An 11,842-nucleotide genomic window follows, 5' to 3' on the forward strand; every position below is an offset into this window, starting at 1 on the left:
GATCACTGGCTCAGTCCGCCGCCTCCACCACCACGTCCCAGTGCTCCTCCACCAGAGAGAAGCGCCGCGCCTCCTCGGCCGTGTGCCCGGCCACGTCCGTGTACAGGCGGTCCATCTCGGCCTCCGCCGCGGCGCCGTACTCAGGCCCCAGCGCCGCATCCGCGTCGCGATAGGTGATGGTCACCCTCAGGTCCCAGCGCTGGTCGCCGGCCATATGGGTGAAGGGCTGCTCGATCTCGATCCCGGTGATGAAGCCCCGCGCCTGCATGGCTTCCAGCACCGGCGCGTGGTTGCGCCGGTACAGCTCCATGAACTCGCCCATGCCGCCCCATCGGATGCGATAGTAGGACTCCACCACCACCGGCTCCGCGCGCGGTTCCGGCGCCGCCGTCTGCGCCCCCGCCGCCAGCGGCCAGGCCATCAGCGCCGCCACGATCACCCGCTTCCGCATCGGCCCTCTCCGGTCCAGACGCGAACAGTGTTTCCCCAAAGGCTCGCCGCCACAAGTCGCGTCCCGTTCAGCCGGAGGAGCCGTTCAACCTGCCTTCGCCCCCGGGACGATCCGCAAGCACCACGACGCCCCCTGCCAAGGGAGGCCCACAAGACCGCCCACTTCTGCAGCATGTGAGGCCCGAAATTCTGCTCGATGAAGATCAGCCAGGATATCCGCGATGCCGCGCGCGGTCCGAACGACGCGGAAGCGAGCCTCGCGGAGGCGGAGGCCGGGATGGCGGGGATCTCGGCGAAGTTCCGGGCGGGGGGCGCGGTGGTGGAGGTGAAGGTCTAGCCTCGACGGACTCGTGCGCCCGTGTTCACGACCTGCCAGCGAGCATCCGCGAGCAAGCTAAGCAGGTGCACAGACGCTCTGGTAATTCTCGCTGAACGCTCCGGTTCCGCTAGACGCTTGCTGGAACCAAAATCTCCGCCGGTTGTCGCATCAATCAACTCAGCCATTCCCTGAACGCCTTTCGACTCGGGAGACGAATAAAGGCTCGGCGCACCCGCATCTGAAGCCAGCCGCATCAACTTGCCAATGTCGCCAAGCAGGAACTTGATTGTTTCTTCTACGGCGGCAGATTTTCCGTCGTGCTTCTTGAACCAGTAGGCGGCCGCAATCGGCTGCAAGGCTTCGAGCTGTTGCCGCAGCGTATCTACTGTCTTGTAGAAATGCTCGCGCCGACCCTTGGATTTATCCAGCGCCCTCGGAATTGCCCAACTTACAGCAACAGCCAACAATGCCGGAGGCAGAAGCTTGTCCAGCAACCACTTCGTGCTAGTTGCCAGAATAGACGGGTCGCTTACTTGCTCCCTGCACACGGCCACTACCGCAGTGCTTCGATCGATTATCTCGACCAGGGCGCTCAATGACGGTTCGCAGCTTCCGACATGAATTGGTCTGCAAGCTTCACGTAGGGCCAAAGATCCGGGTCGCTCGCCTTTAACTTAAGAACTGCGCGCACTTGTTGGATCGACCATCGGGTATTCCGGAGAAGGCCGCCAAACGCCTCTTCTAGGAAGGAACTAGGAACACCCGCCACCCCATCGAGATCGAGCACCAATAGCTGATGCTCGCGGATGGCATCCGTCATCCAAGGCACCAGGAAGTCCTCTCGGAATTCCTGCCCGCTCCAAGGACCGTCCTCGCGGTAGCGTCCACCTAGATAGGGTGAGAATGTGCTGGCAAGACGAACTTCGGTCACGTCAGAAGTCCTTCGGGCTGCTCGCTCGGCAGCGACAACGTCCAGTGGATAAGGGTGCCATAAAAGGGGTTAGCATTTACTTTCTTTATGGGCTTGCCACGACCAAAGTATGTCACTTCGCCCCTGCCGCTGACAATCCGCACCGAAGAGTTGGGAACGTCACGCACCAACTTGCAGATTTTCCAAAGGCCGTTGCCTCTTTCCGCACGACCGGTTGATGTGCGGCCATACTTGATACCCCCAACGATAACATCACCGTCGTCGAACTCCGGCGGGCAAACACGGCTTATCACTTCCCAAAGCGCTTTCTTGGGAAGTGTTTCGGCAATCCCAACACCTTGATCAAGCACGGCATATTCCAAAGTGTGGGTTTCAGGGAAGTAGGCGCCGGCCGCCCACCACCGATGCCGCACTATCGGCTCGACCCTGCGAGGCATATCGTCGGGATAGGCATGCCCCTTCGCATTTGCGACCGCCTCCATCAGCGCCCCATAGATCGCCACGCGCTTCGGTGTCCGACCTGCGATCTCCTTCATGCGCTCGATAATGGGGTCTAGTTTGCGCCCATCAACGGTGTCATCGCTCACAAACGGCAGGAACTTGGCCGTTAGAGGAGTGAAGTCCGTGTTGTCTGCAGTTGTCGCCGTGGCCTCAACAAGTTCATAAAAACCAAGCATATCCAGAGATTTACGGACTCCACTTGGCCAAGTCGCATCATCGATCACCGGCCTAAAATCGGGCTGGGACAGGTTGCTGCGATGGTACTCAGCAACAAGAACCAGCGCAGCGTCGAGATACATCTGCCGCACACGCGACAGATCTAGAACGAGCATTCTCGGGCGCCCGCGCCCCGTTTCGTTGTGAACAAAACGCCGCCATCGGTAGTCGTACAGGAAGCCAAGACACTCATCGTAGTTCCCTTCGAAAGAAAGGACATCCGGTGCCATCAGCAAATTGGCACGCCGGGGCGGGCCGTCTGGGCTGTGAAATAACCCAGGAACGGATTCCGGAAGCGGCAACCCCTGTCGTGCAAACGCCAATCGTGTTTGCGCTCCTCGTTGCTCAGCCAACTCCCGAGCGCGCTCGTCAAAGACAGATGGGCGAGCGAGAGCTGGCAACGTCTCAGCGGCACCCCGCCTCCACGCCCGACGCATTCGCTCTCTGCGCCATACGCGAAGATTTCGGCGCGCGCGGCGCATTCGCGAGGCAGTGCTAACGTATTTCACAAAGGGCTTTTGGCGGACTGGAGGTTGTCGATTCGGACACTCACAGTAGCAACTCATCGGGACAAATACGAAACTCTGCGCCCCACCCCCACGTCCGCTTTTGACGCACCCCTCCCCTATCCTGCCCGCTGACCCATTGCGGCAGGGAGGCAAACAGGCATGGCGGACGGCGCTCACCACACATTCGACGACACGAACACCAGGACCCCCACCCACCGGCTCGCGCATCCACCCGAGGTGTGGGCGGCGGCGAAGGCGGACTATCTGGCCGGGCTGTCGGGGGCCGAGGTGTGCGCCAAGCACGGGCTGGGGCTGAGCAGCCTGCGCCGCCACGCCGCCTCCGAGGGCTGGCGGCGGCTGGACCAGACGGCCGGGCGCGAGTTCGACGAGGGCGACGAGCTGTCCGCCCGGGTCGACGGAAATCTGGAGCGGATCGAGTTTCACGACCTGGCCTACGTCGCCCAACGCCGGATGATGCGCGCCGTGCTGCGCGGCTCCGCCGCCGAGGCCCTGCGCTGGAAGCGGGTCGCCGACCTGATGGACGCCGAACAGGACGACCTCGACCGCTGGCTCGAGCAGGACGCCGCCTGGCGGATGGTCCGGGCCGACGCCGACGCGCAGGACCCGTGAGACCGTGAGACTCGTGAGACCGGTTTTTTTTGTGCAGGGGAGTCTCACGCCTCCCCTGACGACCGGGAAGGTGCCGAACCCGCCCCCTTCCCCCGCCCGCCGTTCTCCCTAAACTGGCCCGTCCCCCTGTCCGCGTACCCGACCCACGTCTCCGTCCCGACAGGACCCGCCATGATGGACCGCCGCCAGTTCGCCGCCGCCCTCGCCGGCCTGCCGCTGACGGCCGCGCTCGCCCGGCCCGCCGCCGCACAGCCCGCCGACATCTCCACCCTGGTCGAGGCCGAACGCGCGCAGGCCGGCGTGCCGGCCCTGGGCGCCGCCGTCGTCGGGCTCCAGGGCGCCGAACGGCTCGGCGTCGCCGGCGTCCGCGCCTGGCCCGACGGGCCGCCGGTCCAGCCGTCCGACCGCTGGCACATCGGCTCCTGCACCAAGGCCTTCACCGCCGCCCTGGCCGCCCGGTTGATCGAGCGCGGCCTGATCGGCTGGGATACGACCGTCGCCGGGGTGCTGGGCGGGGCGGGCGACCCCGCCTGGAACGACGTCTCCCTGCTGTGGCTGCTCAGCCATCGCTCCGGCGCCGAGGGCAATTTCGACCAGGCCCTGTGGGAACAGATGGTCGCCCGCGGCGGCCCCCTGCGCGACCAGCGCGCCTGGCTGGTCATGGAGGGGCTGAAGACCCCGCCCGCCGCGCCGCCCAACACCCGCACCGCCTACGCCAACGCCGGCTATATGATCGCCGGCGTCATGCTGGAGACCGTCGCCGACCTGGACTGGGAGGCCCTGATCCGACGCGAGGTGTTCGCACCCCTCGGCCTCACCGAAGCGGGCTTCGGCGCCCCCGGAACCCCCGGCCGGCTGGACCAGCCGCTGGGCCATGTCCGCGGCGAGGACGGCGCGTGGCGGCGCATCGACCTCGGCCCCGGCGACGACAACCCCGCCGCCGCCGGCCCCGCCGGCACCATTCACCTCAGCCTCGCCGACTGGTCCCGCTTCATCGCCGCCCATCTGCGCGCCGACGAAAGCTATCTGTCTGCCGACAGCTGGCGCCGCCTGCACACGCCGGGCGAACCCGGCTGGGACTACGCCCCGGGCTGGAAGGTCGAGGCCGGCGACGACGGCCAGACGGTGCTCAGCCACCTCGGCAGCAACGGCTTCTTCGTCGCCCAGGCGACCCTGTGGCCCGCGCGCGGCCGGGCGGTCCTGCTGACCGTCAACCTCGCCGACGACGCCGCCGGCCCCGCCTTCGGCCGCCTGCTGGAAACCCTCAAATGACCCCGCCCGTGAAGACCTCCTCCGCCGCCGTCGGCAGCGCCGCCACGGGCGCCCTGGCCCTCGGCGCGCTCGCCACCGGCGCCTTCGCCATCGGGGCCCTGGCCATCGGAGCCCTCGCCATCGGCGCCCTCCGCGTCGGCCGCGCCCGCGTCCGCCGCCTGCACGTCGACGAACTCACCGTCGGTCGTCTTCGCCTCGGCTCGATCGAACGCATTCGCTGATTCACGGACAAGGAGCCCGCCATGACGCCTGCCGCCCTCGCCTTCGCCCTGGCGCTCGCCGCCCCGCCGTCCGACCCGGCCGCCATCACCATCCGCCGCGCGAGCGATGGTCCGGCCTCCATCGGCGTCGGCCAGGTGGCGTATCTGTCGCCGGACGGCGAGCAGGCCATGGGCCAGATCGTGCTGGTCGAGGCGCCCGGCTATCGCACCCCGGTGCATGTGCATCACCGCACCGACGAGAGCTTCTACGTCCTGTCCGGCCAGCTGACCCTGCACGTCGGCGGCGGGGCCCTGGTGCTGGGGCCCGGCGACTACGTCTTCATCCCGCGCGGCACGCCGCACGCCCAGGGCAATACGGGCGAGGAGCCGACCCGCCTGCTGCTCAGCGTGTCGTCGGGCGACTTCATCGGCTTCTTCCACGCCCGCGAGGAACTGGTGAAGACCTCGCCGCCCGGACACCCCGACTACGGCCCGCGCATGCGCGCGCTCAGCGACGTCTATGACGTCGAGAACCTGGCCGCCCCGCCGTTCTAGGCGGCGGGGGCCTCGGCCGCGATCTTGCGCAACGCTTCCTCGAACACCTCGGCCGGCTGGCCGCCGGAGATCAGATATTTGCCGTCCACCACCACCGCAGGAACGGAGTTGATGCCCCGCGACAGCCACAGCTGCTCCTCGGCCCGCACGGCCCCGGTGTAGCGCTCCGAGGCCAGCACGTCGGCCGCCTCGGCCCGGTCCAGGCCGGCGGCCTCGGCGGCCTCGGTCAGGGTCCCGGCGTCGGTCAGGTTGCGGCCCTCGGTGAAGTGGACCTTGAACAGCGCCTTCTTCAGCGCCGCCTGTTTGTCCGGCGCCGTCTCGCCCGCCCAGTGCAGCAGGCGGTGGGCGTCGAAGGTGTTCCAGATGCGGCTGTCCGACCCCATGCGCATGTCGAAGCCGACGCTCGCGGCGCGTTCGCGGATCATCTCGCGGTTCTGCGCCGACTGCTCCGGGGTGGAGCCGTATTTGCGACCGATGTGCTCGACGATGTTCTCGCCCTCGGGGGCCATCTGCGGGTTCAGCTCAAAGGGATGGAAGCTGACCTCGGCCTCGACGCCCTCGGCCTTCAGTTTCTCCAGCGCCGTCTCCAGCCCGCCCAGCCCGACCACGCACCAGGGGCAGACCACGTCCGAGACGAAGTCGATCTTCAGGGGTCGGGTCATGGCGCGCTCCGCAACAGTGTTGATGCCCGATATGGGATGCCGTCGCCGCCATTTCACCTCCCCATTCACGAGCGCCTATATCCGTCTCATGCCCACCACCTTCTCCGGCTTCGCCCCCTCCGACCTGGCCTTCCTCTCCGGCCTCGCCGCCAACAACGACCGCGACTGGTTCACCGCCCACCGCGCGACTTATGACGACGGCCTGAAGCCCGCGCTCGAGGCCCTGATCGCCGCGACCACCGCGGCCTGCGCCGCCCGCAAACTGCCGCTGGGCGGCGAGGCCCGGCGCAGCCTGTTCCGCATCCACCGCGACATCCGCTTCTCGAAGGACAAGCGGCCCTACAAGTCCCACGTCTCGGCCACCCTGACCCGTGACGGCGGCAAGCTGTCGCCCGGCCTGGTCTACATCCACATCGAACCCGAGGGCGGATCGCGCGCCGCCGCCGACGCCTTCGATCCCGACAGCATCGACCCGCTGGATCCCTCGACCCACCCGTCGAACCGCCCCGCCGCCGCCGTGGTCGCCACGACCTCCATCGCCGACGTGGAAGACGCCTACGGCCACGGCCCCTTCGTCTCGGCCGGCTTCTATCTGCACGAGCGCCCGAACATCGAGGCCTTCCGCCGCGCCGTCGTCGCCGACCCCGCCGCCTGGGCCGCCGTCGAGAAGGCGCTGAAGAAGGCCGGCCTGACGCTCGCCCCCGGCGCCGCCGCCAAACGCATGCCCAAGGGCTTCGAGGCCCACGCCGGAACGCCGCTGGAGCCGGTGCTGAAACGCACCCAGTGGTTCGTCCGCCGCCCCCTGACCGGCGCGCAGATCACCTCGCCCGACCTGCCGGACGTCATCGCCGGCTTCGCGACCGAGACCCTGCCCCTGCTCCGCTTCGGCTGGTCGGCGCTGGACGGCCGCTGAGCGCCTGCGTCCGCTTTTGACGCCGCCGCGTGCTTCAGTGCGCGCTCGACGGTCTTTGACATCGGAAGCGGCGGGCAGCGGCGGGTGAGAGGACCCTCTCAAACCCTCTCAAATCCTCCATTCGACCCTCTCATCTCCGGACGGCCGAATCCCGCCCCGCCTGCACCCAGGCCCGGAAGATGAGAGGACTTGAGAGGACTTGAGAGGGTTTCGCGCTTTTTTCCGCGACAGTACGGATCAGTCCCGCTCGACACACATGGCGACGCCCATGCCGCCGCCGATGCACAGGGTCGCCAGGCCCTTCTTCGCATCGCGCCGCTTCATTTCGAACAGCAGCGTCGTCAGGATGCGAGCGCCCGAGGCGCCGATCGGGTGGCCGATGGCGATGGCGCCGCCGTTGACGTTGACCTTATCGGGGTCGAGGCCCAGCTCCTTCAGCACGCACAGCGACTGGGCCGCGAAGGCCTCGTTGGACTCCACCAGGTCCAGATCAGCGACGGTCCAGCCGGCCTTCTCCAGCGCCTTGCGCGACGCCGGGATCGGGCCGGTGCCCATGATCGAGGGGTCCACGCCCGCCGTCGCCGACGACACGATCCGGGCCAGCGGCTCCAGCCCCCGCGCCTTCGCCTCGTCCGCGCTCATCAGCACCAGGGCCGCCGCGCCGTCATTCAGGCCCGAGGCGTTGGCCGCAGTCACCGAGCCCGCCTTGTTGAACGCCGGCTTCAGGCCCTGCATGGCCTCCACGGTCGCGCCGTGACGGATGTACTCGTCCTTGTCTACCGTCACCTCGCCCTTGCGGCTGACGATCTTCAGCGGCGCGATCTCGGCGTCGAACCGGCCCGCCTTCTGCGCCGCCTCGGCCTTGTTCTGGCTGGCCGTGGCGAAGGCGTCCTGCTCCTCGCGGGTGATCTGGAACTGCTCGGCGATGTTCTCGGCGGTCTGGCCCATGTGGTAGCCGTTGAAGGCGTCCCACAGGCCGTCCTTGACCATGGTATCGACCAGGTTGACGTCGCCCATCTTGACCCCGCCGCGCAGTTGCTGGGCGTGCGGCGCCTGGCTCATGCTCTCCTGGCCGCCGGCGACCACGACCTTCGCGTCGCCCAGGGCGATCTGCTGGGCGCCGATGGCCACCGCGCGCAGGCCCGAGCCGCAGATCTGGTTGACGCTCCAGGCCGCGGTCTCTTTCGGAATCCCCGCGCCCATCGACGCCTGACGCGCCGGCCCCTGCCCCGCCGCCGCCTGCAGCACGTGACCGAGGACGACCTCGTCGACCTCCTCCGGCTTCACGGCCGCCCGCTCCAGCGCCGCCACGATCGCCGCCGATCCCAGCTGCGCCGCGCTGAGGCTCGACAGCGAACCCATGAACGAGCCCACAGGCGTGCGGGCGGCGGAAACGATGACGACGTCGGACATAAGCTTGACCCTTGGGAAGGAAAATCGTGCCGTTTCTGCCGCATCCGGCCGGCTTCGTCACGCCGTACGCCCCGTTCATCGCCCGGTCACTGGCGCAGGCGCATTTTTCCGGAACGAAGTAGGTCCTGACCGCTTTTCAAGAGGCCATGCTCATGCGTCTGAAACGACTGGCGAAACGGGTCTGCACCCCCGACGAGCTCGACATGATCGAGCACTATCAGACACCCGCCGAAAAGACGGCCGATCTGGTGGTTCACGTCATCGGCCTGACCCTCGCGGCCATCGGCGGCATCGTCCTCGCCGTCCTGGCCGCGATCTACTCCGGCATCGGGGCGGTGATGGCTACGGCGACCTACGCCGCCTGTCTGATCGCCATGCTGACGGCCTCGACGGTCTACAACCTGACCCGCCCCTGCGCCGCCCGGCCGGTGCTCAGACGGCTCGACGAGGCGGCGATCTTCCTGATGATCGCCGGCAGCTACACCCCCTTCACCACCCAGCGGTTCGAGGGGGGCTGGGTGATCGGCTTCACCCTGCTGGTGTGGGCGGTCGGCCTGTCCGGCGCCTTCGCCAAGATGCTGCTGCCGCGCCTGTCCGACGCCTTCTGGAGCGCGGTCTATGTCGCCTTCGGCTGGCTGGCCGTGATCGCCCTGAAGCCGATGATCGACACCGTCCATCCGGTCGCCCTGACCCTGCTGGTCATCGGGGGTCTGATCTACACCGCCGGGGTCTTCGTCTTCATCAGCCCGAGGGTTCGCTTCCGCCGCGCCATCTGGCACGGCTTCGTCGTCACGGGCGCAACGGTCCACTGGGCGGCGGTCCTCGTCGGCGTCGTTCTTGCCCCTGCGGCAGTCGGCTAGACTTTCGCACGCGCAGCGCGGAAAGTGCGGCGTTGCAACAGGATCGGGGACCCCGCGTGGCTGACAGGAAGTCCGGAGCCGGCGACACCGTCGTCATCAAGAAGTACGCCAACCGCCGCCTCTACAACACGGCGACCTCCGCCTACGTCACGCTTGAGGACCTGGCCCGCATGGTGCGCGAAGGGACCGAGTTCGTGGTCTACGACGCCAAGACCAACGAGGACCTGACGCGCCAGATCCTGACCCAGATCATCTTCGAGGAAGAGAGCCGCGGCGAAGCCCTGCTGCCCGTCCAGTTCCTGCGTCAGCTGATCGGCTTCTACGGCGGCCAGATGCAGGGCGTGCTGCCCAGCTACCTCGAAATGTCGCTCGACAATTTCTCGCGTCAGCAGGAGCAGATCCGCGGCCAGTTCACCAAAGCCTTCGGCGCGGCGCCGGGCGCGGGGATCATGGACGAGGCGGTCAAGCGCAACATGGCCATGTTCGCCGAGGCCATGAAGATGTGGCCGGGCTTCGGAGCCATGAGCGCCGCCGCCCGGCCGACCCCTTCTCCGGAAGCCGCGCCCGCTGCCGATCCGCTGGAAGAGATGCGTCGCCAGATGGACGAGATGCGCGCGCAGCTGGACAAGATGTCCAAATGGCCCAGCAACACCTGATGTCGGACGAGGTCCGCCCCGTTGGCCCTGTCGAGCGCCGCGATCGCCGAGCGGCCGAGCGGCGTGAGGCGGAGCGCCGGGCCGGATCGGCCTCGCGCGACCTGGTGCCTGTCGACTTCGCGGCAGAACCCGCCGACGGCCCGGCAAGACCTGCCCCCACGCCGACGGCGGATGCCGGTGCGACAGCCTTCGCCGCGCATCTGATGGGGCAGACCGGCCAGCGTCGCGGCCTGAAGGGCGGCCCGCCCGTGCTGGACGCGGCCCGCTCCGCCTACCTCGGAACCCGGTATTCCGGCGCAGCCGAGCGTCGTCCGAAGCCGGGACAGACCGAAGACACCGACATCTGAGCGAACGGCACGGTCCTTGCTGAACCGGGGTGATCGAACCCGTTTCCGGACCCTGCCATGCTGTCTCTCATCGCCCGCGCCTTTGACGTCACGGTCGTCGCCCTGATCTTCGTGGCCTTCTCCTAGGCGTAGCCTAGGCCGTCGCGCCGAAGTCGAGGTCCTTGCGGGCCGAGATGATGGTGACGATGAACCCGGCCAGGACGTCCAACATGACCATGGTCACAATCAGGAAGAAGGTCGACGTCGCGAACCCGCGGATCAGCAGGAACTCGACCAGGCAGATCACGAACAGGATCATCGACAGGGCGTGATTGACGATCGCGACCTTCTGGCTGGACGTGGATTTCAGCAGTTCGAAGAACAGCAGGACCAGCGACAGCATCAGAATCAGGTCGCCCGGACCGACGTTCCAGCTGGTGCCGGACGCCATCGGGATCGAGAACATCGGGTCGCGCAGAATGGCGTCCGCGCCGCCCGCCGCCGCAGCGGTCGCGCCGCCGCCCAGCAGGCTGGTCAGCACGACGAGATTGTAGAGCACCACAGGAATCACGAGCAGCGGCAGGGCGATCAGCATGGCCAGGCTCCAGAGCCGTCGGCCACCAATGGCCGCGCTTGTTAACGATAAATAACCCGGTTCGATCCATCCGGCCATGCCGGCTCGCCCGAGGGGCGAAACGACCTAGAATTCGCTGATGGCGCCGGGGCGGCGGGACCGCGACTTCAGCCACATCACGCCCAGCAGGTCCGAGAACGACGCCATCAGGCGCCCCCAGTTCGTATATTTGGACTGGCCGGTCTCGCGGTGACGGTGATCGACGTCGAGGTAGCGATTCTCATACCCCTCGCGGATCATCAGCGCGGGCAGGTAGCGATGGATGTGGTCGAAGTACGGGAGCCGCAGGAAGACATCGCGTCGGAAGGCCTTCAGTCCGCAGCCGGTGTCGTCGGCATCGTCCGAGAGCAGCTTCTTGCGAATCCGGTTGGCCCAGCGGGAGGCCCAGCGCTTGGCTTCGCTGTCCTGGCGTTTCGCGCGGACACCGCCCACCAGGGCGACAGTGGAAGGCGAGGCGGCGAGCAGGTCGGTCAGCCGCGGCGCATCCGCCGGCGGGTTCTGGCCGTCGCCATCGAGGGTGACCACGATCGGCGCCCGCGCCGCCAGCACGCCGGTGCGGACTGCGCGACTCTGACCGGCGTTCGAGCCATGGCTGAGGATGCGCAGCATCGGCAGTTCGGCTTGCAGCGCCCGCAACTCGTCCAGCGTTCCGTCCTTCGACGCGTCGTTGACGAAGACCATCTCGAAGGAGCGCCCGGCGAAAGCGGTTGCGATCTCGCGGGCGAGCGGCGCCGCGGCCCCCTCCTCGTTGTGGACAGGGACGACGACGGAGATGTCGGGAACGGCTTCGGTCAT

At 67.6% G+C, this 11,842-nt stretch carries 16 protein-coding genes and 1 pseudogene; 9 read left to right on the forward strand and 8 right to left on the reverse strand.

The annotated features are described in order from the left end of the window. Positions 1–10: 10 nt before the first annotated feature. The gene (locus GGR12_RS15360; RefSeq protein ID WP_183205477.1) at positions 11–451 is read right to left on the reverse strand and encodes a hypothetical protein; all 441 of its coding nucleotides are present in this window, start codon (positions 449–451) and stop codon (positions 11–13) included. A 100-nt stretch (positions 452–551) separates the two neighbouring features. On the opposite strand from GGR12_RS15360, the pseudogene GGR12_RS15365 reads away from it, so the two are divergent. Further along, a pseudogene (locus tag GGR12_RS15365) lies at positions 552–787 on the forward strand (phosphomethylpyrimidine synthase ThiC); the annotation flags it as partial. Here GGR12_RS15365 and GGR12_RS15370 read toward each other — a convergent pair. From GGR12_RS15370 to GGR12_RS15380, 3 genes are all read right to left on the reverse strand, one after another. Then, positions 784–1,263 carry a hypothetical protein gene (locus tag GGR12_RS15370; protein WP_183205479.1) on the reverse strand — a complete coding sequence of 160 codons (480 nt, stop codon included), beginning with the start codon at positions 1,261–1,263 and terminating at the stop codon, positions 784–786. The pseudogene GGR12_RS15365 and the gene GGR12_RS15370 overlap by 4 nt on opposite strands. A 98-nt stretch (positions 1,264–1,361) precedes the next feature. After that, positions 1,362–1,700, reverse strand: a complete 339-nt coding sequence (locus GGR12_RS16775; RefSeq protein ID WP_183205481.1) for an STAS-like domain-containing protein — start codon at positions 1,698–1,700, stop codon at positions 1,362–1,364. Continuing rightward, positions 1,697–2,653, reverse strand: a complete 957-nt coding sequence (locus tag GGR12_RS15380) for a hypothetical protein (RefSeq protein WP_183205483.1) — start codon at positions 2,651–2,653, stop codon at positions 1,697–1,699. The genes GGR12_RS16775 and GGR12_RS15380 overlap by 4 nt, the downstream gene beginning before the upstream one ends. Before the next feature lie 432 nt (positions 2,654–3,085). Here GGR12_RS15380 and GGR12_RS15385 point away from each other — a divergent pair, with 432 nt between their 5' ends. From GGR12_RS15385 to GGR12_RS15400, 4 genes are all read left to right on the forward strand, one after another. Further along, positions 3,086–3,556, forward strand: coding sequence for a hypothetical protein (locus GGR12_RS15385; protein WP_183205485.1), 471 nt, complete (start codon positions 3,086–3,088; stop codon positions 3,554–3,556). A gap of 171 nt (positions 3,557–3,727) precedes the next feature. Next, positions 3,728–4,828 (forward strand): serine hydrolase domain-containing protein, encoded by a 1,101-nt coding sequence (locus GGR12_RS15390; RefSeq protein WP_183205487.1) that lies wholly within the window; start codon positions 3,728–3,730, stop codon positions 4,826–4,828. Continuing rightward, positions 4,825–5,049, forward strand: a complete 225-nt coding sequence (locus GGR12_RS15395; protein ID WP_183205488.1) for a hypothetical protein — start codon at positions 4,825–4,827, stop codon at positions 5,047–5,049. Before GGR12_RS15390 ends, GGR12_RS15395 begins: the two co-directional genes overlap by 4 nt. A gap of 21 nt (positions 5,050–5,070) precedes the next feature. Beyond that, on the forward strand, positions 5,071–5,583 hold the full coding sequence (locus GGR12_RS15400; protein ID WP_183205490.1) for a cupin domain-containing protein: 513 nt from the start codon (positions 5,071–5,073) through the stop codon (positions 5,581–5,583). Here GGR12_RS15400 and GGR12_RS15405 read toward each other — a convergent pair. Further along, on the reverse strand, positions 5,580–6,245 hold the full coding sequence (locus GGR12_RS15405) for a DsbA family oxidoreductase (protein ID WP_183205492.1): 666 nt from the start codon (positions 6,243–6,245) through the stop codon (positions 5,580–5,582). The genes GGR12_RS15400 and GGR12_RS15405 overlap by 4 nt on opposite strands. Positions 6,246–6,333: 88 nt before the next feature. Between GGR12_RS15405 and GGR12_RS15410 the strand changes: the two genes are divergently transcribed. Further along, positions 6,334–7,158 carry a DUF2461 domain-containing protein gene (locus GGR12_RS15410; RefSeq protein ID WP_183205494.1) on the forward strand — a complete coding sequence of 275 codons (825 nt, stop codon included), beginning with the start codon at positions 6,334–6,336 and terminating at the stop codon, positions 7,156–7,158. A gap of 237 nt (positions 7,159–7,395) precedes the next feature. Here GGR12_RS15410 and GGR12_RS15415 read toward each other — a convergent pair whose 3' ends face one another. Further along, the gene (locus GGR12_RS15415; protein WP_183205496.1) at positions 7,396–8,571 is read right to left on the reverse strand and encodes an acetyl-CoA C-acetyltransferase; all 1,176 of its coding nucleotides are present in this window, start codon (positions 8,569–8,571) and stop codon (positions 7,396–7,398) included. Positions 8,572–8,717: 146 nt separating this feature from the next. On the opposite strand from GGR12_RS15415, the gene trhA reads away from it, so the two are divergent. Genes trhA through GGR12_RS15430 form a run of 3 tightly spaced genes read left to right on the forward strand, consistent with a single transcriptional unit; the run spans position 8,718 to position 10,434 of the window. Further along, positions 8,718–9,431, forward strand: coding sequence for a PAQR family membrane homeostasis protein TrhA (gene trhA, locus GGR12_RS15420; protein ID WP_183205505.1), 714 nt, complete (start codon positions 8,718–8,720; stop codon positions 9,429–9,431). 56 nt (positions 9,432–9,487) lie between these two features. Further along, on the forward strand, positions 9,488–10,087 hold the full coding sequence (phaR, locus tag GGR12_RS15425) for a polyhydroxyalkanoate synthesis repressor PhaR (RefSeq protein ID WP_183205506.1): 600 nt from the start codon (positions 9,488–9,490) through the stop codon (positions 10,085–10,087). Beyond that, on the forward strand, positions 10,069–10,434 hold the full coding sequence (locus tag GGR12_RS15430; protein WP_246328952.1) for a hypothetical protein: 366 nt from the start codon (positions 10,069–10,071) through the stop codon (positions 10,432–10,434). The genes phaR and GGR12_RS15430 overlap by 19 nt, the downstream gene beginning before the upstream one ends. 133 nt (positions 10,435–10,567) lie before the next feature. Here GGR12_RS15430 and GGR12_RS15435 read toward each other — a convergent pair whose 3' ends face one another. After that, positions 10,568–11,008 carry a hypothetical protein gene (locus tag GGR12_RS15435; protein ID WP_183205507.1) on the reverse strand — a complete coding sequence of 147 codons (441 nt, stop codon included), beginning with the start codon at positions 11,006–11,008 and terminating at the stop codon, positions 10,568–10,570. A gap of 105 nt (positions 11,009–11,113) precedes the next feature. Continuing rightward, positions 11,114–11,842 (reverse strand): glycosyltransferase family 2 protein, encoded by a 729-nt coding sequence (locus GGR12_RS15440; protein ID WP_183205508.1) that lies wholly within the window; start codon positions 11,840–11,842, stop codon positions 11,114–11,116.

The sequence above is a fragment of the Brevundimonas lenta genome, from assembly GCF_014196335.1.
Taxonomy (GTDB): domain Bacteria; phylum Pseudomonadota; class Alphaproteobacteria; order Caulobacterales; family Caulobacteraceae; genus Brevundimonas; species Brevundimonas lenta.

Bases quoted from the DNA above. Each gene is read 5' to 3' on its own strand.
- GGR12_RS15360 (WP_183205477.1), bottom strand. From the start codon at position 451: ATGCGGAAGCGGGTGATCGTGGCGGCGCTGATGGCCTGGCCGCTGGCG.
- GGR12_RS15385 (WP_183205485.1), top strand. From the start codon at position 3,086: ATGGCGGACGGCGCTCACCACACATTCGACGACACGAACACCAGGACC.
- GGR12_RS15390 (WP_183205487.1), top strand. From the start codon at position 3,728: ATGATGGACCGCCGCCAGTTCGCCGCCGCCCTCGCCGGCCTGCCGCTG.
- GGR12_RS15395 (WP_183205488.1), top strand. From the start codon at position 4,825: ATGACCCCGCCCGTGAAGACCTCCTCCGCCGCCGTCGGCAGCGCCGCC.
- GGR12_RS15400 (WP_183205490.1), top strand. From the start codon at position 5,071: ATGACGCCTGCCGCCCTCGCCTTCGCCCTGGCGCTCGCCGCCCCGCCG.
- GGR12_RS15405 (WP_183205492.1), bottom strand. From the start codon at position 6,245: ATGACCCGACCCCTGAAGATCGACTTCGTCTCGGACGTGGTCTGCCCC.
- GGR12_RS15410 (WP_183205494.1), top strand. From the start codon at position 6,334: ATGCCCACCACCTTCTCCGGCTTCGCCCCCTCCGACCTGGCCTTCCTC.
- GGR12_RS15415 (WP_183205496.1), bottom strand. From the start codon at position 8,571: ATGTCCGACGTCGTCATCGTTTCCGCCGCCCGCACGCCTGTGGGCTCG.
- trhA (WP_183205505.1), top strand. From the start codon at position 8,718: ATGCTCATGCGTCTGAAACGACTGGCGAAACGGGTCTGCACCCCCGAC.
- GGR12_RS15430 (WP_246328952.1), top strand. From the start codon at position 10,069: ATGGCCCAGCAACACCTGATGTCGGACGAGGTCCGCCCCGTTGGCCCT.
- GGR12_RS15435 (WP_183205507.1), bottom strand. From the start codon at position 11,008: ATGCTGATCGCCCTGCCGCTGCTCGTGATTCCTGTGGTGCTCTACAAT.
- GGR12_RS15440 (WP_183205508.1), bottom strand. From the start codon at position 11,842: ATGACCGAAGCCGTTCCCGACATCTCCGTCGTCGTCCCTGTCCACAAC.